A 25,852-nucleotide genomic window follows, 5' to 3' on the forward strand; every position below is an offset into this window, starting at 1 on the left:
GTGACAGCACCAGCCTGGGCGACATCGTCATCCCGACTGGATGTCGGCGCCTCGGTCATCTGCCGTCCGCTGACTCCGCGCTCGAGGCCCGCCAGGGGCGAGGTCACTGCGGCGCGCAGGGTGGTGATGCTGTAGCTCCCGCACCAGCTTCTCCCCACGGATCGAAGTCGGGCGACGCGCTCAACCGTGCGCGGTGCCTAGGCGGTTCCGACGGCAGGTCTTCACCCCAGACCGCGCGCATCGTCGCCGCGCGCACATCCGTTGCCGTAAGCACCGAACCCCCTCTCCCGCCCTCATCAGACCCACGCCGTACAAGGCCATCCACGAACGACTCATCCGCACGCGCCCCACCCGCGCCAGGCCCACAGGTCCCCACCCCATCCGTTCCCAGCTCATCCGTGCTGGTCACGGTCGCGCCAGGCTTGCTCGTGCCGGGCTGGAACGTGCCGGCGTCGATCGTGTCGGGCATGCTCGCGCTGGACTTGGTTGTGCTGGGGTTGGTCGCGCCGCGCTCGGTCACACCAGGCTCGGTCGCGCCGGACGCGCCGAGCCCGGTCGCGTCGGGCTCGGTGACGCCGAGCTTGATCATCGTGCTGAGGTTGGTTGTGCTGGATGTGCGGCCGGCGTCGGCGCGCGCGATGGCGAGCGGCGGATCGGGTGGGGGTGTGCGGCGTCCGAGCGATGGTGGGTTGGCCCAGCTTGGGCGGTCTACGTGGACTTTGCCGTCGGTGATGGTGATGATCCATTTGCCGGCGTGCAGGTCTACGTGGTGGATGCGGCAGAGCAGGACGAGGTTGCTGACGGCGGTGATGCCACCGTCGATCCAGGAGATGAGGTGGTGGGCGTCGCATTGGACGGGTGGGGCGTTGCAGACGACGCAGCCACGGTCTCGGGTGTTCAGGGCACGTCGCATGCCTTTGGTGACTAGGCGTTCGCACCGGCCGACGTCCAGGGGTTCGGAGTTCGAGCCGAGGACGACGGGGATGATCTTGGCGTCACAGGCCAGGAGACGGGCCGTCGACGCTGATAGTCCGGCGCCGTACACGGTGTCGCCGATGCAGTCGGCGGTGGCGCTCTTGAGGTCCTGCCAGTCGATGGTGACGACCAGGGTCGCTTTCGCGCCGAACCCGGGAACCCAGTTGTCGGCGACTACTGGTCCGAGGGTGGCGCTCGCGGCGTCGGTTGCGCACCGCTCTGCCTGCGTGGCTGCGCCCCCGGTGGCTTCGGTGTCGAGGAGTGTGCCTGCGGCTGGGTTCGCATGGGCGTACACCTCTGCAGGGCTGCCTGGCTGGCTTGGCGCCGTGGCGGCGTTGGGCACAGCAGCGTCGGGCTGCGCGGGTGAGTTCGCGGACGGCGGCCAAGTAGGCGGTATATGGGCGGCTGGGTCCGCAGCCGTGGCGGCATTGGGCACAGCGGAGTCGGGCTGCGGGGTGGCCGGGTCGGCAACGGTCGCGGATGCTGGTCCTGGCGCTGCCGCGGGTGCCGGTGCGGACGCCGGTGCTGGCACTGGCGCTGGCGCCGCCGCAGGTTCGTGTGCGGGTGCGGATGTCGCCACGGGTGCTGGCGCTCCCGCGGGTGCGGGGACTGATCGTGATGCAGCGGATGACGCGGTGGCAGGTGCATCGGTGGGGCTTGCTGTCGTGTCTGGCGTGGTCGGGGTGGTGGGGGTGGTGGTGCGGATGTCGCCTGCGTCGGTTACTGCGGCGGCGATGCGGAGGGTGCCGGACAGGGCGTCTGCTCGGCGCTTTTCGGCGGGGCGGGGGTCGAGCTCGCCGGCGATGGTGCGGTGGGGGCGGGCGCCGGTGTGGATGGTGGAGCACATCAGTTCGGCGTTGTCGTTGGCGAGGTAGCCGGAGAAGCGGACGCCGTGTTCGTCGGGGATGAGGGTCAGGCGTTCGCGGGCGTAGGCCTTTTGCTCGTCGGGCTCGGGGCCGTCCTGGTCCAGGATGTCGCGGGCGCGCTGGGCGGCTTTGCGTAGGTCGGCGGGCGACAGGTCCCGGCCGAGCTTGACGAGCTCTTTCTCAGCGACGCGGAGGGTCTCGACTGGGACGGTGGGCGGGACCTTTTCGAGCATGGACACGATCACCGCAGCCTGGTCGGGTCGGAGCGGGACTTCGGGCGGCAGGGTTTCGTCGGTGCCGTCCGGGACCGGCACTGCGACGGTCGGGTCGGGCAACGCGTCCGTGACGGCCGAGTATTTGGGGAGTGCGCGTGCTAGGCGGACCATGCCGTGGGCTCTGCGAGGATCCATCCGGTACCGGAAGGTCAAGAGTTCGGCGGTGTTGCGGGCGCCGAGGTCTTCGGCGTGCCCGGTTTCGTCGACCCGCGCGACATAGGGCAGGCGAGAGGTCTCCAGCCGGGCGATCTCGGCGTCGATCGAGTCGATGGCCGACAGCGCTTCGCTGCCGTTCATCGACCACGCCGGGCGCTCGCCGAGGAGTTCCATACCGTTGACTCTAGACAGGCCCACCGACAGTTTTCAAAGCCAGAACCCCTTATTTTCAAGGGAAATACTTATCCACAGACTTTGGTCTATTTCTCCACCGCCATGGCGTGGGCATGAGTCAGGCAACTGCTTGCTGTAAGCAACCACCTGGGCCGGGGCTAGCGGGGCTGGTGGGTGGTTAGGGCTAGGTGGTTGTGGGGGTTGGTTAGGGCTAGGGCGCCGGTGGTGCTGGTGGTGGCCGTGCGGGTGGTTTGGTGGGAGAGGAGGTCAAGGGTTCTGGGGGCGGGGTGGCCGTAGTCGTTGTTCTGGCCGGCGGAGATGAGGGCGAGGCGGGCTTGGGTGGCGGCGATGAAGGTGGGGTCTTGTTGGGCTGAGCCGTGGTGCGGGACCTTCAGGACGTCGGCGCGGAGGTCGGCGCCGGTGGCGAGGATGGCTCGTTGGGACTCGGGTTCCAGGTCGCCGGTGAGGAGGAGGCGGAGGTCGGCGGCCTCGACCATCATCGTGATGCTGGCGTTGTTCTCGGGAGAGCCTTCGTCGGTGGGGGTTGCGGAGGACTTGCCGGGCGGGGGTAGTGCGGGGACGCGGGCCGGCCAGAGGGTTGTCCAGGTGAGCGGGCCGACTGATTGCTTCTCTTGGTAGGTGACGGTTCGGACGGGGACGTGGTGTTTGGCTGCCAGGTCGGTCACTCGGCGGTATTCCGCGGGTGGTGAGAAGTACGGCGTCACTTCTAGTTGATGGACGCGACGTCCGTTCAGGACGCCGGCCAGGCCGCCGACGTGGTCGGCGTGGAAGTGGGTGAGCACGAGGATGGGGATGTAGTCGATCTTGAGGTCGCGGAGGCAGCGGTTCATCGCGGTGGGGTCGGGGCCGGTGTCGACGACTACCGCGGTGCGCTCCCCGGCTCGCAGTACGAGGCCGTCGCCTTGGCCGACATCGCACATGACGAGGATCCAGTCGCGTGGCGGCCAGCCGAAGGAACCGGTGGGACGCAGTACGGCGAGTGCCAGCAGCAGGATGGCGAGGAGCATCGCGATCGGTCGGGTGAGGAGGCGGTGGAGGCCGAGGACCAGGGCGAGGCAGAGCAGGGTGAGGACGGCGACGCCGATTGCTGTTGCCGGCCAGGGGTTTGCGGCTCCAGGGAGGTCGGCGCCTTGGCGGGCTATCAGGATGATCCATTGGGCCGGCCAGCCTGCAGCCCAGCCGACGAGTTGCGCGGCGGTGGTGCTGATCAGGGCGACGCCTGCGGCGGCGAAGCCGAGGATCGTGGCTGGTCCGACGGCGGGGCCCGCCAGGAGGTTGGCGGCTACGGCGACGAGGGAGACCTCGCCGGAGAGCCAGGCGACGATCGGCGTACAGGCTAGTTGGGCGGCTAGTGGGCAGGCGATGGCTTCGGCGAGCCAGGTTGGAAGCCAGGTGGTGAGGGCGTCGCGCCAGCCGGGACCTAGGAGGACTATGCCGGCCGTGGCTAGTACTGAAAGGGCGAAGCCGGCTGAGCGGGCTAGTGAGGTGTCGAGGAGAAGCAGGACGATCACGGCGAGCGAGAGGCTGCGGACGGCTCGTCGGCGGCCGTCGCCGCTGGTCAGAGCGACTAGGGCGATCAGGCCCATGGCGGCTGCTCGGAGAACGCTGGGTTGTGGGCGGGCGAGGATGACGAAGACGACGACCGTCAGTACGCCGACCGCTGTGAGGCCGCGGGCGCGGACTCCGATCAGGCGGGCGCAGGGGACGATGAACGCGAGCAGGAGGGTGAGGTTGGTGCCGGAGACTGCGGAGAGGTGAGTTAGGCCGGTGGTTTTGAAGTCTTCGGCGAGGTCTTCGGAGAGGGCTGATTCGTCGCCCATGACCAACGCGGGGACGAGGCCGCGGACGTCGGGTGGTTCGTTGGCTACCGCGGTGCGGAGGCCGGCGCGGACTTGTTCGGCGGCGCGGAGCCACCAGGCTGGTTCGGCGATGGGGCGGGGTGGGGTGCGTACGGTGAGGGTGGCGGCTACGTCGTCGCCGTCTTGTACTGCGTCGAGGCGGCCGGTGGTGGCGATTCGCTGGCCGTAGTGGACGTTTCGCCAGCTATCACTGGCGATCAGGAGCACTGGCGTGTGGACGCGGGTGGTGTTTGTCGTGGGTGAGCGGGGGCGGACTTCTTCGATGGTTGCCTGGAGGACGACGTACGGCGGGCGGTGGGTGCCGGGCGTGCGGCGGACTACGGGGTCGCTGTCGAGTTTCAGGTGGACGTCGACGGTGGTGGAGTCGGCGGCGAGCGCGCGGATGGGACCGGCGCGGAGGCTGTGTGTTTGGAGGGCTGCGGCGAGGGCCATGCCGGTCATGACGACGAGTACGCCGAGGAGCGCCCAGGCGCGGCGGGAGGCGGTGGTGGCGGTATCGGTTCGGTTGATGAAGAGGGCTGTGGTGGTGGCGAGGGTGAGGGTTGCGGCGGCGGTCAGGAGGCTGATGGTCGGGCGGTAGCCGACTAGGACTACTGCTGTTAGCCAGCCTGCTGCGGCTGGGGCCAGGAGTCGGATGTCCAAAGGGACCGACTGATCGGGGTCAGATTCGGACATGAGGTTTCAGGGAGTCGAACTTCTTGGGGCCGACGCCGGGGACTTCTTGGAGTTGGTCGACTGTGGTGAAGGGGCCGTTCTGGGTTCGGTAGTCGATGATTCGTTGGGCTAGGACTGGGCCGACGCCGGGGAGGGCGTCCAGCTGGGGTGCGGTTGCGGTGTTGAGGTTGAGTGGGGTGGTTGGGGGTTGGGCGCCATCGGGAGTGGCGGTGCCGGTGGGCTGGGCGGGGAGACCTACGACTATTTGTTCGCCGTCGGTGAGTTGGCGGGCGAGGTTGAGCGAGCTGAGGTCTACTCCGCGGAGAGGGCCGCCGGCGAGGGAGAGGGCGTCGGCTACGCGGGAGCCGGTGGGGGCGCGGACGAGGCCGGGGCGGTGGACCTTGCCGGCTACGTGGACGACGAGGGTCGCCGGCGGAGTGGTCGGAGGTTTGGCGGGCTGCGTGACGGGTGAGCCAGTGGTGAGGGTGGTTGGGCGGGTATCGGGGATGGGGCCCGGGCGGGCACGGATGACGGCGCAGCCTGCCCATCCGAGGCCAATCATCAGGACTGCGGCCAGGACTAGGACGTGGCGGGCGGAGAGAGTCCAGCGGGTGTTTCGGAGGCGGGTGGTTTCGGGGATCCAGCCGGGCATGGGTCGTCACTCTCCTCCGGTCGTGGGCGCCGTGGGCGGGCGTTGTCGACAGAGAAGGTACGAGTTTTCGCGGTCGGGGAACCGATGAATCCGCGACCTGTGGAAAAGCGCGAGTGCGGGGACGCGCGAGGCACGACGACGGGAGGCGCGGGGGCCGTGGGCGCGGGGGCCGTGGGCGCGAGGGGCGCGGGGGCGTCGGCGCGGGGGCCGTGGGCGCGAGGGGCGTGGGCGCGGGGGCCGCGGGGGTTGGTGGCTGCGAGGGCTCGTTAGAGCGGGGAGACTACGACCGCCAAGAGGCCGGGGCCCACGTGGGCGCCGATGACGGCGCCTACTTCGCGGAGGACTATCGGGTCCGCGTTCGGGAGACGGGTGGCTAGGCCGTCGGCCAGGGAGTGCGCCTTCTCCAGGTTGGAGAGGTGGTGGACCGCGATCTGGACCGGCTCGGAGCCGGCTCGTTGGACGGCTATGTCGGCCAGGCGGGCGATGGCTCGGGAGGAGGTGCGGACCTTTTCGAGGGGGACGATGCGGCCACCCTTGATGGTCAGCAGGGGTTTGACGGCCAGGGCGGTGCCGAGGAGGGCTTGGGCGGCGCCGATGCGTCCGCCGCGGCGGAGGTATTCGAGAGTGTCGACGTAGAAGTACGTCGAGATGGTGGTCATGCGGGCTCGGGCGGCGGCTTCGACGGCGGCTTGGTCCTCCCCCGCCGCGGCTGCGGTGGCGGCGGCCAGGACGGGGAAGCCGAGGCCCATGCCGAGCGAGCGGGAGTCGACGACGCGGACCGGGATCGGGGAATCCTTGGCGCCGATCATCGCGGCTTCGAAGGTGCCGGACATGTCACCGGAGAGGTGGATCGAGACGACCGATTCGGCGCCGGCCGCGGCGCAGGCGGCGTACGTGTCGGTGAAAGTCTGCGGGGCCGGGCGGCTGGTGGAGACCGGCGTGAAGGTTTTCAGCGCCTCGGCGACCGCGTCGGCCGAGGTGGCGCCGTCGTCGTACGACGTTCCGCCGATCACGACCTGCAGCGGTACGACGGTCAGCGCGTGCTTGAGGACCTCGTGCGTGGACAGTCCGGCCGTGGAGTCGGTGACGACGTGCACGCGGGCGGACATGCAGCGAGGTTACCGGAGAGTTTAGGGTGTGTCTCCCGGTCACGCGCCGTAGCGAGCAGGTGCTCGGTGCGGTGCATCGGCGTGCGGGGGCGGAGGGTTCGATGCGGAGCATCTAGCCCTTCGCACACGTGCGGCGAGGTGCCGTGCCGAGTGCCGCGCAGTAGGCGGGTGGCCGGGAGACACACCCTTTGTCGGCGCGCGGTGTCAGACTCAGGGAGATGAGGGACACACCGGAGGAAGTCAGGGAGTTGCAGGCGCTTTTGGACCGCTCGATCGGGCGGTCGACGCAGCATCTGCGGAACATCATCACGGACGAGCGGCGGCTGGACGCCGAGGAGCTGGTGCGGGAGCTGACCGGCATGCGCACGCTCAGTCTGGCCACGGTCACGCTGAAGGGCGAGCCGCGGATCAGTGCCGTCGACGGGCACTTCTTGCATGCGCGGTGGGTGTTCACAACGGCGGGATCGGCGGCCAAGGCCAGACATTTGAAGGTCAGACCCGCGGCGAGCATCTCGTACGTCGACGGCGAGCGGATCGGCGTGTTCAGCCACGGCGAGGTCGAGTTCCTGACACCGGTGCATCCGGACTTCGACGAGATCGAGGCGCATCTGGTCGCTCATTACGGCAGTTCGCCGTCGAGCTGGGCCGACGACATCGTGTACGCGCGGCTGCAGCCGGCCTGGATGGTCGGGTACGCGTTCGACAAGGCGGCGCTACAGACCAAGTGAGGTGAAGGCCGACCCCTCCGGAAGCCTTCACCTCACTTCGTGCTGACTCCCCCTGGATGTCAGCCAAGTCCGTGCCTCGCCGGGCTACTCCCCGTGCCGGATCAGGATCGATCCGGTTCGACCGCGAGCCCGTCGAGGTCTCGGGAGGCCCCAGCAGCCGATCCGCCGGCGGGTGACCAGACCCACCGGTTTCCCCGTATCAGCTGGGCCGGCACTCGTCCCCTGTGTCGTGTGCCTGCCCACTTGCTGGGACCTCGCCCCGGGTGCGGTGCCCTGACGGTGCACGGCAACCGGTTCGAGCAGGACAGATCCGCACGGTGCAGCACACCGGAGCTCTCGACAGCCGGTCGGCGCCCCCACCGTCCGGCCGCCGGATGCCCTCCGCGTCGCCTTCGCCGAGCTCGACGGCACACCAGCCGGCTTCCGTGGCCTCACACGGATCACCCGCCCTTTCGTCTGCCCTGTGCTGCTCGGTGTCGGACTCTGCTGCGTGGAACCTGCCCTACGGCTGTAATCCTCGTCCGGGCAGGCTTGTCCGGACGAGGCAGAACAACCGGCAGTTACCCGGCAGCTTGACCGATTCAGCGTCAGGCAGTGTCGATTCAGGAAAGGGAGGCCAGTACGTCGGCCGCCAGCCGACGTACGGCGGCCGCAGGATCGGGCTCCGGCCACCCGGTGGCCTTCGCCGCGCGCTCACAGGACTCCTGCAGGACCTCCCAGGCGGTCGGGAGCATCGGCGGGTCCATAGTGCGCTGCCAGGCCAGCAGCTCGCCGCACAGCGCGTCGCCCGCCTCGGACCTGCCCAGCGCATGCAGGACGGCCACTGCCTCCGGCAGGACCTGCAGCAGGTAGACGACCCGGCCTTCGGCCAGCAGCCGGCTGACCGCGTCCCGAATGCAGATCCGCGCCTGCTCCGGCTCCCCCGCCGCCCTGGCCAAGCGGCTGCGGTAGAGCATCACCAGGTAGTCGAAGTACCCCCGGTGGCCGCGGATATCGGCCTCGGCCTCTTCGAGCAGTCTGCGCGCCTCGTCGTACCGGCCGTCGTGGAACTCGACCATGGCCAGGCAACCGGCCACCTTGGTGCGCTCAGGGTCATCGGAGGCCTGGACCTCGCGGGCAAGCTCCGCCCAGCGCCGCGCCTCGCTGAGGTTCCCCAGCTCGAGCTCGACCCGGCTGAGTGCCATGTAGCCGACCTCGTCCGGATAGACGACCGGGTTGACCAGCGCGGCCTCCCAGGCCAGCAGGAGCTCCTTGGCTTCCGGGAGTCGCCCCCAGCGCAGCAGCGCGAGCCCGCAGATCGCCTGCACGGTCGCTGACCGCTGGACGTCGCCGTGCTTGCGCGCGTCCTCGACCAGCGCCGGGATCTCGGCAAGGCTCTGGGTGTCCAGCAGGTGCGAGCCGGACGACACCCAGCCGCCACGGGCCACGAGCCCCATCTCGGTCTCACCGGGGATCAGCTGCCGGGCCTCGCCGTAGTGCCGCCGAGCCTCGTGCACGTCACCGGTCAGGTTGGACAGCCGCCCCGCGATCGCCCGGAGCATCCCGGCGACTTCCTTGTCCTCCACGTTGTCCGCACACACACTGGCCCAGCGGATCCCGCTCTCGGCCACGCTCGCCTGGTACTGCCACGCGATCCGGAAGCCGAGCACGATCCGCGCCGCCACGTCCCACTGCGCCAGCGCCGCGGCGCGTTCCAGCGCCACCTCGAACACCGCCGAGTTCGCATTCGCAGCCCGGTAGCGCCGATCGCGGTCCGGCGACGACCAAGCGCCTTCCAGCCCCGCGACGTACGTCGTGCACCACTCGATCGCTCGATCCTGGAACTCGGTCAGGTCGTCGCCCTGCGAGGACAACCCCGCGTACGCGTGCTCCCGGATCGTCTCGAGCATCTTGTAGCGAGCGCCGTACAGCTGCTCGAACTCGAGCACTGGCTGCAGCAGCGACTTGTCCACCAACTCCGCCAGCAACATCGGTACGTCGGCCGCGTCGATCGGATAGCCCGTACAGACACCGACCACCGCATCGAGCGTGAACGGCGACCCCAGCACCGAAGTCCGATACAGCAACTGCCGCGCCGGGTCCGACAACGCGTCAACGCTCCACGCGATCGTGTCGGCCAAGGTCCGCTGATGCGGCGCACCGAACCGCCGCGGTCCGGACAGCAGCCGGAACCGATCGTCCAGCGCCGCGAGGATCGTCTCCACCGACAGCGAACCGGCGCGCGCAGCCGCTAGCTCCAATGCGAGCGGCAGCCCGTCCAGCCGACGGCACAAGCGAGCGACCGTACGAGCGTTCTCCGCAGTCACCGCGAAGTCGGGTCGCACCCGCGCAACCCGCCGGCTGAACATCTCGACCGCCGGACTGCCCACGATCTCCGCGAGATCGTCATCGTTCGACGGTACGCCGAGCACCTGCACCCGCCGCACCACCTCGTCCGGCAGCCCGAGCGGGATCCGCGACGTGACCAGCACGCCCACTCCGGGGAAGCTCCGCACCATCCGGTTGGCGACCTCCGCCACCCCGTCCAGCACGTGCTCCGCGTTGTCCTCGACGATCACCAGATCTCCCGGCTGCCGACCGGACAGTACGTCGTCCAGGTCCGACGTACCGGGGGCGGTTCCGAAGGCGTCCAGGATCGCCGACGGTACGGCGGCATCGCGCTGAACCGTGGTCAGGTCGACGACCACGACCGTCGTGTCGGCCCCGGAGAACCGGTCGGCCGCAGCGAGCGCGAGCTCGGTCTTGCCGACACCGCCCGGGCCGACCAGCGTGATGAGGCGGTTCTGCCGCAGCAGCCCTTCGAGCTCCGCCAACTCGTCCTCGCGACCGACGAGACCGTCCGGGATCGGGCGGGTCCCGCGCCAGCGCAGACCGGTCGGCGCGGGGTCCGCGACCGAGACAACAGGCCGTGCGACGACGCCGTGCCCGGCGGCCGCGAGGAATCGTGATGCGTCCTGAGGACTGAGACCGAGGGCTTCACTGAGCAGCCGGACCGAGTCCTTGCGGGGGCGAGCCACGCGACCGGCCTCGAGCTCGCGGATCGTCCGCACGCTCAGCCCGGCCTGATCGGCCAGCTCCTCCTGGGACAGTCCTGCCTGAACCCTGAGGTCGAGCAGGAGGCCGGCAAGCCCGCGGCCATCCGTGTCCGGCAAAGCCCGTCACCCCCAAACGTTCCCGACACAACATAGCCTGAGCGGGACGCTCGCGCCGGGCCGACCGGCGCGCGGGACAGCGACCTGGATCACACCAGGCCGTTGCGGACGGCAACTAAGCGAAAGTGAAAAGGCGTCTCACGCCGTCGCGCGAGCCGGTACGTCGTCGGTCGCGTAGAGGGCGAACACGCTGTTCCAGTCGTCCCGCCGCGCCAGCGCCTCGGCGTGGCCGAGCTCGGCATTGACCCGGCTGCCCGCGCAGATACCCTCGGTCGCGCGGATCAGAAGTTCGGCGCAGTGGTCACGCAGGGTGTCGAGAGCTGCCATGAGAACTATTGAATCGAAGCCGTGTTTCGCCTACGTAACGTTGCCGCCAACACCACGATACGTAACAATCTAACCGGCCAGGAACGACAGCCGGACCTGCCGGTCGGGGTTGTCGACGTTGGTGTCGACGAAGCAGATCGACTGCCAGGTGCCCAGCGTCAGCCGCCCGCCGAGCACCGGCACCGTCGCGTACGGCGGGATGATCGCCGGCAGCACGTGGTCCCGGCCGTGGCCGGGCGAACCGTGCCGATGCCGCCAGCCGAAGTCGCGGGGCAGCAACTCCTCGAGCACCGCGAGCAGGTCGGTATCACTGCCCGCACCGGTCTCCAGGATCGCCACCCCGGCCGTCGCGTGCGGCACGAAGACGTGAAGCAGCCCATCGCCACGACCGGCGACCCACTCCTCGCACCGGCTCGTGAGGTCGAACACGACCTCACGAGTACCGGTCCGAAGATCAATGAGCTCGGAATCCATCAGGAATCAGGCCGGGACGATGTTGACCAGCTTCGGCGCCCGCACGATGACCTTGCGGGTACCGCGGCCGTCCAGCGCCTTCTGGACCGCGTCCGAGGCCAGCGCCAGCTGCTCCAGCTCGGCGTCGGTGATCTGCGGCGAGACCTCCAGCCGGGCCTTCACCTTGCCGGCGATCTGCACCACGCAGGTCACGGTGTCCTCGACCAGCAGGGCGGGGTCGACGACAGGCCAGCCCGCCTTGGCGACGGTCGGCTCGTGGCCCAGCTCCTCCCACATCTCCTCGGCCGTGTACGGCGCCACCAGGCTCAGCAGGATCGCGGTCGTCTCGACCGCCTCCCGCACCGCCGGGTCGGCCGCACCGGGGCCGGAGTCGATCGCCTTGCGGGTCGCGTTGACCAGCTCCATGATCCGGGCGACCACGACGTTGAAGCGCATCGAGTCGATCAGCTCGGTCGCGTCCGAGACCGTCTTGTGGGTGATCCGGCGCAGCGCCACGTCACCCGATGCCGGGTCGGTCCCGACCGGGGACTCGACCGCACCGGCCAGCCGCCAGGCACGCTGCAGGAACTTCAGCGCACCACCCGGCGACATGTCCGCCCAGTCGATGTCGTCGGCCGGCGGACCGGCGAAGACCATCGTCAGCCGGACCGCGTCCACGCCGAACTCGTCCAGCTGGTCGCCCAGGTTGACGCCGTTGCCCAGGGACTTGCTCATCGCCTTGCCCTGGTTGACGACCTGGCCCTGGTTCAGCAGCCGGGTGAACGGCTCAGTGACCTTCAGCATGCCCATGTCGTGCAGCGCCTTGGTGAAGAACCGCGCGTACAGCAGGTGCAGTACGGCGTGCTCCTTGCCGCCGACGTACTGGTAGACCGACATCCAGCGGTCAGCCATGCCCGGGTCGAACGGGCCCTCGGTGTAGTCCGGCGACAGGTAGCGCAGGAAGTACCACGAGGAGTCGACGAAGGTGTCCATCGTGTCGGTGTCGCGCTCGGCGGCGCCACCGCACTTCGGGCAGGCGACCTCGACCCAGTCGCGAGCAGCGGCCAGCGGCGAGACGCCCTTGGGCGCCAGGTCAGCGCCGCGCAGGTCGGGCAGCTCGACCGGCAGCTGGTCGTCCGGAACCGGGACCTCGCCGCAGTCGGGGCAGTGGATGATCGGGATCGGCGCACCCCAGAAGCGCTGCCGGCTCAGCAGCCAGTCGCGCAGCCGGTAGTTGATCGTCCGCTCGCCCAGACCCTTGCTCTCCAGCCAGTCGATGATCCGTGACTTGGCCTCGGCGACCTCCAGCCCGTCCAGGCTGATCTCGTCGTTCGAGCTGTTGATCGCCGGTCCGTCACCGGTGAACGCCTTGCCGTCGAAGCCCTCCTCGGGCTGCACGGTCCGGACGATCGGCAGGCCGAACTTCTCGGCGAACTCCCAGTCCCGGCTGTCCTGACCGGGCACGGCCATGATCGCGCCGGTGCCGTAGTCGGCCAGCACGTAGTCGGCCGCCCAGATCGGGATCCGCTGCCCGGTGACCGGGTTGACGGCGTACGAGCCCAGGAAGACACCGGTCTTCTCGCGGTCGGTACTCAGCCGCTCGATCTCGGTGGTCGCCTTGACGGCGCGCAGGTACTCGTCGAAGGCACTCTGCTGCTCCGGCGTCACCAGCTCGGCGGCCAGATGAGCGTCCGGAGCGACCACCAGGAACGTGGCGCCGAACAGCGTGTCCGGCCGGGTGGTGAACACCCGGATCGGCTCGGAGCGACCCTCGACCTGGAACTCGGTGAACGCACCCTCCGAGCGGCCGATCCAGTTCCGCTGCTGCAGCAGGATCTCCTCGGGCCACTGCAGCTGGTCCATGTCGTCCAGCAGGCGCTGCGCGTACTCGGTGGTCTTGAAGTACCACTGGGTCAGCTCGCGCTTGGTGACCTCGAACCCGCAGCGCTCACAGCGGCCCTGCACGACCTGCTCGTTGGCCAGCACGGTCTGGTCGTTCGGGCACCAGTTCACGTACGACGCCTTGCGGTACGCCAGCCCACGCTCGTAGAACCGCGTGAACAGCCACTGCGTCCACCGGTAGTACTCCGGGTCGGACGTGTGCAGCCGCTTGGACCAGTCGAAGCTCATCGCGTACCGGCGGATCGACTCGGCCTGGGTCTCGATGTTGGCGTAGGTGTAGGTCGCCGGGTGCTCGTTGCGCTTGATCGCCGCGTTCTCGGCGGGCAGCCCGAAGGAGTCCCAGCCGATCGGGTTCAGCACGTCGTAGCCCTGCTGGAACCAGTACCGCGACAGCACGTCGTGCAGCGCGAACACCTCGGCGTGCCCCATGTGCAGGTCGCCGGAGGGGTAGGAGAACATCGTGAGCGCGTAGCGCCGCTCGGCCGAGCCGTCGTCCTTGGCCTTGAACGGGTCCAGCTTCTCCCACACCGGACGCCACTTGGCCTGCATCGCGTTGAAGTCGTAGCCACCCCGGTCGATCGGAGTGTCGTCCACCTGCTCGCTCACGGTCTTACTCTCCCGCTCGTGTCTGTGTTGAGCCTATAAACGAAAAAGCCCCTCGCTCAGGAGGGGACGCCGTACGGGCCGGCGCTGGAAGCGCCTGAATGCCGGTACGGCTAACTAAGGAGCAGGCTCACTCGCATGCGGTCAGGATAGCACCGTGTCACGACGGCCCGACACCGTCGCGACACAGCGCGCTCCCGTCAGCCGATCGGTACGCCGAAGGTCTTCAGCCAGTCCTGGACCACCTTGATGTCGATCCGCTGCAGGCCGTCGAGGTAACGGCAGTTCTGCGTGTAGCCGTAGCTGGTCACTGTCACCTGGTAGCCGCCGTGGAAGGTCGGGCCGCCGGAGTCACCGAAGCACGTGCCGCCGGTACCGCGGTTGTCGTGCTCGTTCCCGTTCACCTGCAGAATCTGCGGAGTGAGCTTCTGGCCCGGCTCCTCGGCCCAGCGCCGAAGGAGCGGGTACGACATCGGCGTGGGCTTCTGCGGGCCGGAGTCCGCCTTGCGGACCTCGGTGCCGTAGCCGACCGAAGTGAAGATCGTGCTGTTCAGCTTGGGCTGCTGGTAGGCATTCAGATAGTTGGCGGGCGCGATCTTCGCCGGCGCGAGGTTCGTGACGGGACGGTCGAGCACGATCACGCCGACGTCGTTCCAGTTGTCCAGGTCGGTGAAGTTCGAGTACTTCGGGTGCGTGGACGCGGTACCGGACTTGTAGCCGGCCGCCTCGAGCTCAGCCTGGGTGTAGCCCTTGGCCGGGTCGGCGGCGACCGGGAACGGGGACGGCGGTTGCTGGGCGATCACCGAGTCGAAGGTCACCAGCGTCTTGCCCAGCGTGCCGATCGTGCAGTGCGCGGCGGTCACCAGAACGGTCGGCGACACCAGGGTCGCCGTACACCGGAACCGTCCGTCCGGTTGGTAGAACAGGATCACGCCGACGTTCGGATGTGCGTTGCCGTCAGGCTCGCCACCGGTGATGGCACTGGCCGACAAGGCCGGTGCGAACGCGAGTCCGAGCGTCACCACACAGGTTCCGATGATGCGGCCGAGTCGACTCCTTATGGCCCCTCCCACAGGGGATACGGCGGAACAACTCCCTGCATTGGAGCAACGCCACCCCTGGCTGTCCAGACGTCATCCGACTACGCTGGGTGATCAGGGCTGGAACAGTTTCCACTGCCCCTCGGAGACGACCGAAGCCACGCCGTCGACGACCTGGACCGCCGACTGATCGTCGATCGCGTACGTCGGGAGCGGGATCCGGGCCGCCCAGAGGGGCGCGTTCGCGGCCGATGCGTCGAGATGGTTCGGGTTCTCGTAGTGCGGGATCACTGCGAAGTCGGTGAGGCCCAGGCCCTGTCCCGTGACCAGGATGCGGTCGACGTCGCCGTCCGGCGTACTGAAGACGATGTCCTCGGTCTGCACCGCTCCGTCGGACTCGCGCGGCGGGTCCAGAAACGTCTCGACGAACGTGGACGCCGCAGCGATCGCTCCTGCACTCACACCGACGTAGACGGGACGCAGTGTCGGCATCAGGTCCGCCAGCCCGGACCGCCGCATCCAGTTGGCGAGGAACAGCGGGTCGCCGCCCCACACCAGCAGTGCATCGGCGTCTTGGACCATCGGAACCCAGGCATCCGCTTCGATGCTCGGCAGCACTGACAGCTCCAGCAAGCCCAGCGACTTCCAGCCCAGCTCACACAGCGGGCTGTGCAGCGCGTTCCAGGCGTAATTGCCGCCAGCAGGGAACGAGTAGATCGCAGTGGGGATGAAGAGTGCGTTCGACTCGGCGATTGGCTTGCCCAGTAGGTCGACCAGTGCGTCCTGAATGCTGCCGTTCATCGTGCCGCTCGAGGCAAGAAGAGCTTTCATCTTCCAGAGACTAGATGAACTCTGTCCCGCCGGAGCGTCGGTGCTCGCCGGGTGTGCGCCCGTAGTGGCGCTTGAAGGCGGTGGAGAACGGGCGGACATCTGAGTACCCGCAGGCGCGAGCCACTTCGGTGACCGTCAACGACGGGTCCAGCAGCAGTTGGGCGGCCAGCTCGAGCCGGAGACGCCAGAGCGTCGCCATGATCGACGCACCGGTCTGCTGGGTGAACAACCGCTCCGCATGCCGTTCCGACAGGTGTACGACGGCCGCCACGTCCCGGACCGTGATCGGCCGGGACAGGTTGTCCCGCAGGTGTCGCTGCATGGCTTCGACCACCAGCAGCCCGCGGTCACGGCGTACTGGCTCGACAGCGAGGTCTTCGTCCAATGCGAACGCACGTGCGGTCTCAAGCACCAGAGTCGCACCGAGCGCCTGAAGGGCGGTGCTGTAGCCGGCGACGGGCGCAGCCGCCTCGGCCGCAAGTGCCGTGATGAGCGCAGGCAGGGACCCGCTCCGGTCGGAGAGGACAGGTCCAGCGGAACGAGTCAGCCCCGACCACCAGCCCGGCTGCTCCGGAGCCGCGGCCGGCCGCCCGTCCTGCGTCGAGCCCGGCCGGAAGGTGAAGCCCCAGAAGGCGATCCCCAACGGCTCTGCGCGCGAAGACTCGATCTCGTGGACATCACCGGGCCGGGCGAGGAACACCGAGCCAGCAGCGACGTCGTACTGCGCTGTGCCGTTGTTGAAGCGACCGGAACCGGAGTAGGCCAGGCAGACCTCGTGGAACGAGTGCATGTGCCAGTAATTGCGCCAGTACTCCGGCCGGTAGTGCCCCCAGCTGAGGAAGTCCGCACGGAACCCGTCGACCTCGCAGGACTCCAGCAGTCCGGCGAGGTCGACGAAGCGGTCCGCCTCAAGGACGTCCGAAAGCCTCAAACATTGCTCCTGCCGGTGGGGTCGACTCCACGCAGCATCATGCCCTGGCCGAGCGACCACTCGTGGGTCTTGACCGTCGGCGGGTCCGCCGGGTCGCGGTACTGGATCAGCCAGGTCGTCCGGGCCTCGTCACTCACGTTCACCCCCGAGCCGTGCACGGTCAGGTAGGTGAAGAACAGGACGTCACCCGCCTCGGCCGGCTGCGGTGTCGCGGCGTCGAACGACGGCTCCAGCAGATGGAACGAGCCTTCCGGGTCATGCTCCCGTGGTCCGTCGAGATGACTGCCCGGGATGATCCGGACGCAGCCCTTCTCGATCGGCGCGTCGTCGAAGTGGAAGATCGCCGCCCCGACCCGGTGATAGGTGTGCGGGAAGAACGGGTGGTCCTGGTGCAGCGGGAACGGCGACCCGTTCTCCGGCGGCTTCACGAACAGCTTGGTGTGGTGCAGCTGGACATTCTCCACGCCCATCACCGCAGCGGCCACGTCGGTGAACCGCGGGTCGACCAGCAGCTTGGCGAACTCGGCGTCGTAGAACTGTGCGTCGTGCAGGTGCTGCAGCCGGGTGGCGCCGTCGGCCAGGCCCATCGCGGACTGCCAGGTCGGGTCGTCGTTGCGGTTCAGCTGCGCCAGCAGGTCGTGGCTGCGGCCGCGATAGTACGCCGCTTCCTCCTTGCTGAGCAGGCCTTTCACCAGCACGAAACCCTTGTCGGCGTACTGCTGTGCCAGGCTCGACAACTCCGGCCGGGCCGGGGTGATCGTCATCTCGAAGCTCCTCGGTGTTCGGGTACTTCGAGCCTAGGAACACCAGCGCCCGGCCGGGAGGACCCGACCGGACGCCGATGTTCGTCAAACGGACATGCTCACTCGGCGCTGGGCTTGTCCACCGGTACGGCGATCGGCCGCACCCGCGCCCAGAGCACGAACAGCCCCGCGAAGACGAGCATCCCGATGCCGCCCCACAGGTTGATGTTGATTCCGGCGGCCTTGTCGATCTCCGCCTGCTTCCCGATGATCCCAAGGATCGTCAGGATCACGCCGTACAAGCCGATCAGGGCGGCGATCACGACCCGGATGTCGAACGCTCCGGCCTTCTTCTTCTTGTCTGCCATCAGATACTCCTCGTCAGCCGAAGACGATGTTCAGGACGACAACCATGGCCAGCGAGATCCCGGCCAGCAGCACCGGCTTGCGGTACCAGCCGTGATCGCCCTCGGCGGCCGCCTCGGTGCGCTGTTCCTTGGGTGTCAGCGAATAGACCAGCCCGACCAGCTCGGACTCCTTCTTGGCCCGGGTGACCGAGCTGACCACGACGCTGACCAGGATGTCCACCACGAACGCCGCACCGGCGCCGACGAAGCTGGCGCCCTGCCCCGGCAGGTTGATCACGCCGCTCTCGGACAGGATGAACACCAGGATCGCGGTCGCCGTACCGCTGACCAGACCGATCCAGCCGGCCGCGGCCGTCATCCGCTTCCAGAACATACCGAGGATGAACGTGGCGAACAGCGGTGCGTTGAAGAACGAGAACAGCTGCTGCAGGTAGTCCATCAGGTTGCTGTAGCCGGAGGCGATCGCCGCCGTGCCGACCGCGATCACCGTGCCGCCCACGGTCACCCAGCGGCCGGTCCGCAGGTAGAAGTCGTCGCTGCGATCCTTGATGAAGTACCGCTCGATCAGGTCGTAGGTCATGACCGTGTTGAACGAGCTCAGGTTCGCCGCCATACCGGCCATGAACGAGGCCAGCAGACCGGTGATCGCCAGCCCCAGCATGCCGTTCGGCAGCAGGTCGCGCATCAGCAGCAGCAAGGCGTCGTTGTAGGTGACGTCGCCGCCCTTGCCGCCGGCCTGCTTGAACTGCTGCAACTCCGGTACGGCGACCGCCGCGATGATGCCCGGGATGATGACGATGAACGGGATGAACATCTTCGGGAACGAACCGATGATCGGGGTCCGCCGCGCCGCGGACATGTTCTTGGACGCCATCGCCCGCTGGACCTCGACGAAGTTCGTCGTCCAGTAGCCGAACGAGAGCACGAAGCCGAGCCCGAAGACCAGCCCGATCACCGACAGGAAGCTGTTGCTGAAGCCGCTCAGCTCAGTACCCGGCCAGGCGTGGAGCTGCTGGCCGCCGCCGGTCGACGCGGTGACCTTGTCGATCAGGCCCTGGTAACCGCCGACCTTGTGCAGGCCGACCAGGGTCAGCGGCAGCAGCGCGGCGACGATCACGAAGAACTGCAGCACCTCGTTGTAGATCGCCGCGGACAGACCGCCGAGGGTGATGTAGCTGAGCACGATCACCGCGGCCACGATCACCGACACCCAGATCGGCCAGCCGAGCAGCACGTTGACGATGGTGGCGAGCAGGAACAGGTTCACACCCGCGATCAGCACCTGCGCGACGGCGAAGCTGACCGCGTTCACCAGGTGCGCGGGTTTGCCGAACCGGCGCAGCATGAACTCCGGCACGCTGCGGACCTTGGAGCCGTAGTAGAACGGCATCATCACGACACCGAGGAACAGCATCGCCGGGATGGCGCCGATCCAGAAGTAGTGCACGGTCGGCATCCCGTACTGCGCGCCGTTCGCCGACATGCCCATGATCTCGATCGCACCGAGGTTGGCCGAGATGAAGGCCAGCCCGGTCACCCAGGCCGGCAGCGAGCGCCCGGACAGGAAGAAGTCCAGACTGCTGGAGACCGCGCGTTTGGCCAGGTACCCGATGCCGAGCACGAAGACGAAATACGTCGCGATGATGATGTAGTCGACCGCTGAGGCATCGAGTCTCAGGACGGAGTCTTGTGGCAGCATCGGCCCTCCGGTGGTTATGACGCACAGTGTTGTTACCGCTCGGGAACGTTACTCCTGTTTTCAATCAGTGGGACCACCGACCCGCGTCTCCACCCGGATCTCCACCCGTGGGCGGTCCTGCGAGAGGTCAGTGCCCACTTAGCGTCGAGTCATGTCCTTCGGAACCTTGCCCAATGCCCTCGTCGTGATCGCGATCGTCGTCGCGGTGATCGCCCGCCGGTTGTCGTGGTCGGAACTGGAGAACTCCGACGCCGACGTCTGGCGCGGACCGGTCATCCTCTGCGGCGTCGGCATCTACCAGCTGTACGGCAAGCACCTGCACGTCGGCCCGTTCGACGTGGCTCTGCTGGTGGCCGGGGTCGGCACCGCTTTGATCGCCGGATACGCCTCGGGCCAGGTCGCTCAGGTCGAGCGGCGCGCCGGGAAGGTGTTCTTCCGGCTCGGGATCCCCGGACTCGGCATCATGGTGGGCTATCTGGTCATCCGCCTCGGGCTGGCGGGCATCGGGCACCTGCTCGGCGCAGCCGCGACCGCGGGCGGCGGCGTGCTGATGCTGAGCATCGGCGCGAACCTGCTCACGCAGTCGCTGGTGATCCAGAGCAAGGCACACCGTGAAGCCGAGGAGTACAGCGTCAAGTGAGGTTACGACTGCCGGGCGGGATGCACGGCGACAGCGGCTGGCTCGGCCGGGTGATGACGGCTGCGGTCGCGGTCGGCGTCCTCGGTACGTCGCGGCCGGCGGAGCGCTGGGTGTGGTTCGCACTCGCCGCCGGGCTGGCCGTGTTTCTCGTCGGCACGCTGGTGATGACCGTCCGGCCGCGGCTCGCGCTCGTCCTGCTCAGCGTGGTTGCCGTCGGCAACGCCGTACTGACCGGCATTCCGGACTCGAACGCGCTGGTCCTGGTGCTGGTGGCGATCACCAGCATCGTGGTCGTCGATCTCAGCCGCTCCGGCCTGCGACCGATCCTTGCCGTCGGCATCGGTGTTGCGCTCGGTCTCGCCGTCTCGAGGTGGTGGTTCGATCGCAGCGACAGTTGGTTGCTGACGCAGCTCATGTGGACGGCGATCCTGCTCGCGTTCGGCCTGAACCGGCGGCAGTACGAGATCCAGGCGCGGCAGACCCGCGAGCTCCTCGTCCAGACCCGCCGGGCGCAGAGCGAGCAGGCCCGCGCCGCGGCGCTGGAGGAACGCGGCCGGATCGCGCGCGACTTGCACGACGTCCTCGCGCACTCGCTGGGTGCCCTGAGCGTCCAGCTCGAGGTCGCCGAAGCACTCCTGGACGAACGCCGCGACGTCGACGGAGCCCTGGAGCGCGTACGCCGTTCCCGCCGGCTGGCCGTCCAAGGGCTCACCGAGGCTCGGAACGCGGTCGCCGCGCTCAGAGCGGATGACGCACCAGAGTTCGCGGACGCACTGCGGACGCTCGCGAAGGAGCATGAGGCAGACCATGCCGTGCCGGTCCAGCTCACGGTGCAGGGCACACCCGTCGTGCTCGGCTCCGGCACGATCGTCGCGCTGCTGAACGCGGCACGGGAAGCGCTGACGAACGCCGCGAAGCACGCCCCGGGTCGAGCGATCGACGTCAAGCTCGCCTACGGCCCAGTGAACGGCTCCCGGCTCGAGCCCGGCGACGGCGTACGGCTCGAGGTTCGGAACGCCGGCCCGACCACTGGCACGGGCTTCGGGTTGACTGGCATGCGCGAGCGACTGGCCCTGGTCGGTGGCACGCTGACCGCGGGTCCGGACGGAGCCGACTGGCTCGTGATCGCGGAGGTACCGAATGACTGACACGATCCGCGTGATCGTGGCGGACGACCAGCAGGTCGTGCGGGAGGGCCTGGTCGCGCTGCTCGAACTGATCGACGGGATCGAGGTCACCGGTGCTGCCGCGAACGGCGCCGAGGCGGTCGAGCTCGTTGCGCAGGGCAACGTCGATGTCGTGCTGATGGATCTGCGGATGCCGGTCCTCGACGGCGTCGGCGCGACGGCCCGGATCACCGCCGGCTTCCCGGCGGTCGCCGTACTGGTGCTGACCACGTACGCCGATGATGCGTCGATCGCGACCGCCTTGCGGGCCGGGGCGCGCGGTTATCTGACCAAGGATGCCGGCCGCGTCGAGATCGGCGCCGCCCTGCGATCGACCGCCGCCGGCCAGTCCACCTTCGACCCCGAGGTGACTCGTCGCCTGATGGCGGGGCTCGCTCCCGAGCCGGCCGGCACCGACGGTCTGACCGCACGCGAGACCGAGGTGCTCCGGCTGATCGCGCGCGGGCTCAGCAACCCGGAGATCGCGGCGCAGCTCTTCATCAGCGAGGCGACCGTGAAGACGCACATCAACAACACGTTCGCCAAGATCGGCGCCCGGCACCGCGCGGAGGCGGTCCGGTACGCCTATCAACGCTGGTCAGATCTTTAGCTCCGCGACGACCGGCCGGTGATCGCTGCCGGTCGGCGGCATCACCCACGCCTTGGTGGGCTGAACCCCGCGGATCAGGATGTGGTCGATCCGCGCCATCGGGAAGCTCGACGGCCAGGTGAAACCGAAGCCGTGGCCGGCCGCGCCCTGCGCCGAGCGCAGTCCGGTGGTCAACGGCGCCAGGCTGCGGTCGGTCGCCGTACCGTTGAAGTCGCCCATCACGATCACGCCGGCCAGCTTCTCCTCGGCGATCTGCCGGCCGAGGGCCCGGATCGTCTTGTTGCGCTGGTCGGAGGTGAAACCGCTGGTGCCGACCCGGACCGAGGCCAGGTGCGCGACGTAGACCGCGACCTTGCCCTCCGGGGTGTCGACCTCGGCCCGCAGTGCGCGGGTCCAGGCGAAGCCGACATCGACCGACTGACTCTCCTCGACCGGGTACTTCGACCAGAGCGCGACGGTGTCCCGCGTCACCTGGTACGGGTACTTCTTGGCGAATGCGGCCTTGTAGACCTTGAGATCCGCCGACGTCAGCTCCTCGAGCGCGACCACATCCGCGTCGGCGCCGAGCAGGTCGCGCGCCGTCCGCTCCGGATCCGGGTTGGCCGCGTCCACGTTGTGCGACAGCACGCGCAGGTCGTAGGCGCCGCCGGTCTGGTGCGGAATCAGCTGGTTGCCGAACATCCCGCCCCACACCACCGCCGGCAGCAGCAGCGCGACCCCGGCGATCGCGGAACGCCGTACCAGCGCTGCGACTGCGAGGATCGGTACGGCGAGGCCCACCCAGGGCAGGAACGTGTCGAGCAGACTGCCCATGTTGCCGAACGAGTTCGGCACCCAGCGGTGGAAGAGCAACGGGACCGCGGTCAGCACCGCGAGCACCGCGATGAACCAGCCGCGACGCCACTTGCCGTTCTTCCGCGCACGACGGGAGGTGGCCCGTTGTGGCGGCCGTTTGGGCGCGAGAGTCGCAGTGCTGTTGGACATGAGCCGATTGTTGCGGACTCTCCGGCTCTGCCAAAGTCCGCGCAGACTTCTGTACGGGGATTTCATCCTTGCGTAGGACCGATCGGGCCGAAGTGATTAGACAGGTGTGAGAGCACTGGTGCGTTCGGCGGATACCACTGACAATGCGGGGTATGCCGCCTGACCAAAGTGTGGAGCCGTTCGTCGTCAAGCGACATGGCCTGGGCACCACCAAGACGATGTTGCTGTTCTGCGCACTGCTGGTCGGCGCCGAGGTGCTGATCACGCTGCTGGCCGTGCTGATCTCGCGCGCCCAGGGCAACTCGGTGCGCGAAGGACTGGAGACGATCTGGCTCTCCTGGGGCGGCAGCCCGCTGATCTTCGCGCTCGGCATGCCCTTCCTGCTCGGCATCGGCGCGATCACGGCGCTGGAGGAGCGGCAGCAGGCCGACGAGGACGACGTACTGCTGTCGATCGACGAAGTCGGAGTGCATCTCGGCGGCGCGCAGCCGCGCACGGTCGGCTGGGCCGAGGTCCGCGGGATCTGCCGGATCGAGCGATCGACCGGGAGCGGCGAGGACGAGGAGTGGGAGCCGTTCCTCGTCGTCGTCCTGCACGACGAGGAAGCCCTTCCACGCAGCTCGAAGGCCTGGGGCCCGTCGCGGCCGTGGCCCGGCAGCCACGAGGTCATCGGCCGCGCCATGCCGTACGACGACCTGGTGGCGGCCGTCGCGCGGTATGCACCGGGAATCCCGGTCACCGACCGCGGCCGCGTCCCGGACTGACGGCATTCGCCCTGGATCGAAACCGTGGCGACCGCCAGCTGATCCTCGGACGATGTGCCCATGCGTCTCGCCCGAATCGTTGTGGCCGCATTGGTGCTGGCCGGCCAGTTCGTCCTCCCCGCCCAGGCGGCCGAGCCCGCCGGCACCTGGAATCCGCAGGCCGCGCCGGACGCCGGAGTTCCGGTGCCGCCCGGCAACGGGCCGTTCTACATGTACGCACCCTCGGTCGTGCAGCTCTCGCCGACCGAGCGGATGGTCTACACCTGCGCGAATCGCGTTCCCGGCGAGACCTGGGACCACGTCGGCATGAATTACGGCACCCGCCGCGCCGACGGCACGTACGCCTGGGGAGCGGTCCAGTTCCCGCTCAACCCGCAGGCGGCGGACACACCGGCCTGGGCGTCGAACCACATCTGCGACCCCGAGGTGGTGCGCGGCTCGTTCCGGTACGGCGGCCACACCTACGGCTGGGCCATGTTCGTCCTGGGATATCCGGACCGCGGGAAGTACCCCGGTGCGGACCCGATCAACGTGATCGGTGTCGCGTACGCCGACCAGCCGCAGGGCCCGTGGAAGCTCAGCCGGAAGGCACTGCTCGACCGATCCACCGACGGACCGGTGAGCAGTTGGGGCGTCGGCCAGCCGAGCGTGACCTCGATCGACGGCGCCGGCAAGCTGCTGGTGTTCTACAGCGGCGTCGGCCAGGTCATGCGGCGCGAGGTCGACCTCAGCGACGCCGACAACCCGAAGATCGGCGCTCGCGTCGAGCTCCCCGCGGACGGCCTCACCCCGGAGCCCGGCGGCGGGCCGTTCCTGCACAACGCGTCGTTCGTGTACGACCCGGCGCGCGACGAGTTCCTGGTGTCGCGCGACACCGGCTCCGGTAACGAGCGGATCCAGCCGGACGTGGAGATCAACCGGATCGCCGGTTCCGCGATCTGGTCAGGGACCGGTACCTGGAGCGTGGTGAGCCGGCTGTCCGAATGCCAGAGCGGGTTCAGGTACAACCACAACTCCGGCATCGTGCGGAACGCGTACGGCATGATCGCGGACGGCTCCGAGCTGGACGTGTACTTCGCCACGGAACCCGCCGCGGGCGGGTCCGGCTACTGGTCGTACCGGCTTTCTCATGCGCAGGCACCGCTCGCTTTCACCAGCGGTACCAAGCCGGAGCTGGTCGCGCAGGAGGACGGCCGGTTGTCGGTGCTGGGACACACCGCGAGCCGGTGCGAAGCCAACGTGTGGAGTACGACGGAAGCCGGCAGCGGCTATGGATCGTGGAACAAGTTCGGCGCGAGCCCGGCGGGCCGGCCCGTCGCTGGACGCCAGCCTGACGGCCGGAACGCGTTGTTCTCCCGCGCCGCCGACGGGTCGATCTGGTGGAATCTGCAGTCGACGCCGAACGGTGCCTACTCGGGCTGGAATCAGTTTGCCGGCTCAGCCAGCGCGGGCGACCCGGTGGTGGGGCGGCTGGCAGATGGCCGCCTGTTGGTCGTCACCCGGCGCAATGAAGCGCCAGGTTCGCGGGTCTACGTGAATGTCCAGCAGGCGCCCAACGGAGCCTTTGGAAGTGCCTGGCAGGACCTCGACGCCAGCCCGGCCGGTGAACCTGTGATCGGTACCGACCAGGACGGATCGCTGGTGCTGTTCGCTCGAGCGGCGAAAGAAGCCGGTGGGCAGATTTGGTTCAACCGGCAGGCCGGGATCGCGTGGACGGGCTGGCAGGTAGTGGAGGGCTCCCCCGCCTTCGATGGCGGACCATCGGTGGCCCGGCAGACTGACGGTCGGCTGGTGCTCGTAGCGCGCCGCTGGGAGGGCGCTCTGTCCGTCGTCTACCAGTCCACCCAGTCGGGCAGCGGGTTCACTCCCTGGACCAGCCTCGGCGCCGGTCCCGCGAACGACGCCGTACTGGTCGAGCAGGCCGCGGGCCGCCTGGCGATGTTCGCCCGCGCTGCCGACGGCAGTATCTGGTGGGCGCGGCAGCAGACCGACAACGGCGCGTTCGGCGGTTGGGACAACCTGGCCGGCGCGGCCGCCGACGATCCGGTGGCACAGCGCCGTACCGACAACCGGCTGGACCTGGTCATCCGCCAGGCTGACGGTCGCATCATGCATCGTGTCCAGGCCGCCGCCGGAGCGGCCTTCGACGATTGGCAGCCGATCAGATGAG

At 68.7% G+C, this 25,852-nt stretch carries 21 protein-coding genes; 6 read left to right on the forward strand and 15 right to left on the reverse strand.

What is annotated here, in order from left to right; genetic code table 11:
• Nucleotides 1–103: 103 nt before the first annotated feature.
• The 4 genes from ABZS29_RS25500 to ABZS29_RS25515 form a co-directional block, all read right to left on the reverse strand.
• Entirely contained in the window at nucleotides 104–2,446 is a 2,343-nt protein-coding gene (locus tag ABZS29_RS25500) for a DUF222 domain-containing protein (protein WP_355465234.1), read from the reverse strand.
• Between the two features lie 158 nt (nucleotides 2,447–2,604).
• Nucleotides 2,605–4,968 (reverse strand): ComEC/Rec2 family competence protein, encoded by a 2,364-nt coding sequence (locus tag ABZS29_RS25505; RefSeq protein ID WP_355465236.1) that lies wholly within the window; start codon nucleotides 4,966–4,968, stop codon nucleotides 2,605–2,607.
• A 19-nt stretch (nucleotides 4,969–4,987) separates the two neighbouring features.
• On the reverse strand, nucleotides 4,988–5,632 hold the full coding sequence (locus ABZS29_RS25510) for a ComEA family DNA-binding protein (protein ID WP_355465238.1): 645 nt from the start codon (nucleotides 5,630–5,632) through the stop codon (nucleotides 4,988–4,990).
• A gap of 266 nt (nucleotides 5,633–5,898) precedes the next feature.
• Complete coding sequence (locus ABZS29_RS25515) at nucleotides 5,899–6,741, reverse strand: DegV family protein (protein WP_355465240.1); 843 nt, start codon at nucleotides 6,739–6,741, stop codon at nucleotides 5,899–5,901.
• 218 nt (nucleotides 6,742–6,959) lie between these two features.
• Here ABZS29_RS25515 and ABZS29_RS25520 point away from each other — a divergent pair, with 218 nt between their 5' ends.
• Nucleotides 6,960–7,469, forward strand: coding sequence for a pyridoxamine 5'-phosphate oxidase family protein (locus ABZS29_RS25520; RefSeq protein ID WP_355465242.1), 510 nt, complete (start codon nucleotides 6,960–6,962; stop codon nucleotides 7,467–7,469).
• 602 nt (nucleotides 7,470–8,071) lie between these two features.
• Here the strand turns inward: ABZS29_RS25520 and ABZS29_RS25525 are convergent.
• From ABZS29_RS25525 to ABZS29_RS25570, 10 genes are all read right to left on the reverse strand, one after another.
• The gene (locus ABZS29_RS25525; protein ID WP_355465244.1) at nucleotides 8,072–10,621 is read right to left on the reverse strand and encodes a helix-turn-helix domain-containing protein; all 2,550 of its coding nucleotides are present in this window, start codon (nucleotides 10,619–10,621) and stop codon (nucleotides 8,072–8,074) included.
• 138 nt (nucleotides 10,622–10,759) lie between these two features.
• On the reverse strand, nucleotides 10,760–10,948 hold the full coding sequence (locus tag ABZS29_RS25530; RefSeq protein WP_355465246.1) for a hypothetical protein: 189 nt from the start codon (nucleotides 10,946–10,948) through the stop codon (nucleotides 10,760–10,762).
• A 69-nt stretch (nucleotides 10,949–11,017) separates the two neighbouring features.
• The gene (locus ABZS29_RS25535) at nucleotides 11,018–11,422 is read right to left on the reverse strand and encodes a YjbQ family protein (RefSeq protein ID WP_355465248.1); all 405 of its coding nucleotides are present in this window, start codon (nucleotides 11,420–11,422) and stop codon (nucleotides 11,018–11,020) included.
• Between the two features lie 6 nt (nucleotides 11,423–11,428).
• A complete protein-coding gene (leuS, locus tag ABZS29_RS25540) occupies nucleotides 11,429–13,909 on the reverse strand; it encodes a leucine--tRNA ligase (protein WP_355465250.1) in 2,481 nt (826 codons plus the stop codon).
• A gap of 197 nt (nucleotides 13,910–14,106) precedes the next feature.
• Nucleotides 14,107–14,928, reverse strand: a complete 822-nt coding sequence (locus ABZS29_RS25545) for a trypsin-like serine protease (RefSeq protein WP_355465252.1) — start codon at nucleotides 14,926–14,928, stop codon at nucleotides 14,107–14,109.
• 132 nt (nucleotides 14,929–15,060) lie between these two features.
• Entirely contained in the window at nucleotides 15,061–15,777 is a 717-nt protein-coding gene (locus ABZS29_RS25550; protein WP_355465254.1) for a Type 1 glutamine amidotransferase-like domain-containing protein, read from the reverse strand.
• Nucleotides 15,778–15,787: 10 nt separating this feature from the next.
• A complete protein-coding gene (locus ABZS29_RS25555; protein ID WP_355465256.1) occupies nucleotides 15,788–16,708 on the reverse strand; it encodes an AraC family transcriptional regulator in 921 nt (306 codons plus the stop codon).
• Entirely contained in the window at nucleotides 16,705–17,472 is a 768-nt protein-coding gene (locus ABZS29_RS25560) for a phytanoyl-CoA dioxygenase family protein (RefSeq protein ID WP_355465257.1), read from the reverse strand. Before ABZS29_RS25560 ends, ABZS29_RS25555 begins: the two co-directional genes overlap by 4 nt.
• 98 nt (nucleotides 17,473–17,570) lie before the next feature.
• On the reverse strand, nucleotides 17,571–17,819 hold the full coding sequence (locus ABZS29_RS25565; protein WP_355465259.1) for a hypothetical protein: 249 nt from the start codon (nucleotides 17,817–17,819) through the stop codon (nucleotides 17,571–17,573).
• 13 nt (nucleotides 17,820–17,832) lie between these two features.
• Nucleotides 17,833–19,515 (reverse strand): sodium:solute symporter family protein, encoded by a 1,683-nt coding sequence (locus ABZS29_RS25570; protein WP_355465580.1) that lies wholly within the window; start codon nucleotides 19,513–19,515, stop codon nucleotides 17,833–17,835.
• 154 nt (nucleotides 19,516–19,669) lie between these two features.
• Between ABZS29_RS25570 and ABZS29_RS25575 the strand changes: the two genes are divergently transcribed.
• From ABZS29_RS25575 to ABZS29_RS25585, 3 genes are read left to right on the forward strand one after another with little or no spacing between them, the layout of a single operon-like run.
• Nucleotides 19,670–20,158 (forward strand): hypothetical protein, encoded by a 489-nt coding sequence (locus ABZS29_RS25575; protein WP_355465261.1) that lies wholly within the window; start codon nucleotides 19,670–19,672, stop codon nucleotides 20,156–20,158.
• Nucleotides 20,155–21,306, forward strand: coding sequence for a histidine kinase (locus tag ABZS29_RS25580; protein WP_355465263.1), 1,152 nt, complete (start codon nucleotides 20,155–20,157; stop codon nucleotides 21,304–21,306). The genes ABZS29_RS25575 and ABZS29_RS25580 overlap by 4 nt, the downstream gene beginning before the upstream one ends.
• Nucleotides 21,299–21,934 carry a response regulator transcription factor gene (locus tag ABZS29_RS25585; RefSeq protein WP_355465265.1) on the forward strand — a complete coding sequence of 212 codons (636 nt, stop codon included), beginning with the start codon at nucleotides 21,299–21,301 and terminating at the stop codon, nucleotides 21,932–21,934. Before ABZS29_RS25580 ends, ABZS29_RS25585 begins: the two co-directional genes overlap by 8 nt.
• On the opposite strand, the gene ABZS29_RS25590 is transcribed toward ABZS29_RS25585, so the two are convergent.
• Entirely contained in the window at nucleotides 21,923–22,918 is a 996-nt protein-coding gene (locus ABZS29_RS25590) for an endonuclease/exonuclease/phosphatase family protein (RefSeq protein ID WP_355465267.1), read from the reverse strand. The genes ABZS29_RS25585 and ABZS29_RS25590 overlap by 12 nt on opposite strands.
• A 152-nt stretch (nucleotides 22,919–23,070) precedes the next feature.
• Here ABZS29_RS25590 and ABZS29_RS25595 point away from each other — a divergent pair, with 152 nt between their 5' ends.
• A complete protein-coding gene (locus ABZS29_RS25595; RefSeq protein WP_355465269.1) occupies nucleotides 23,071–23,682 on the forward strand; it encodes a hypothetical protein in 612 nt (203 codons plus the stop codon).
• A 60-nt stretch (nucleotides 23,683–23,742) separates the two neighbouring features.
• Entirely contained in the window at nucleotides 23,743–25,851 is a 2,109-nt protein-coding gene (locus tag ABZS29_RS25600; protein WP_355465270.1) for a hypothetical protein, read from the forward strand.
• Nucleotide 25,852: the final 1 nt, after the last annotated feature.

The sequence above is a fragment of the Kribbella sp. NPDC005582 genome, from assembly GCF_040605415.1.
Classification (GTDB): domain Bacteria; phylum Actinomycetota; class Actinomycetes; order Propionibacteriales; family Kribbellaceae; genus Kribbella.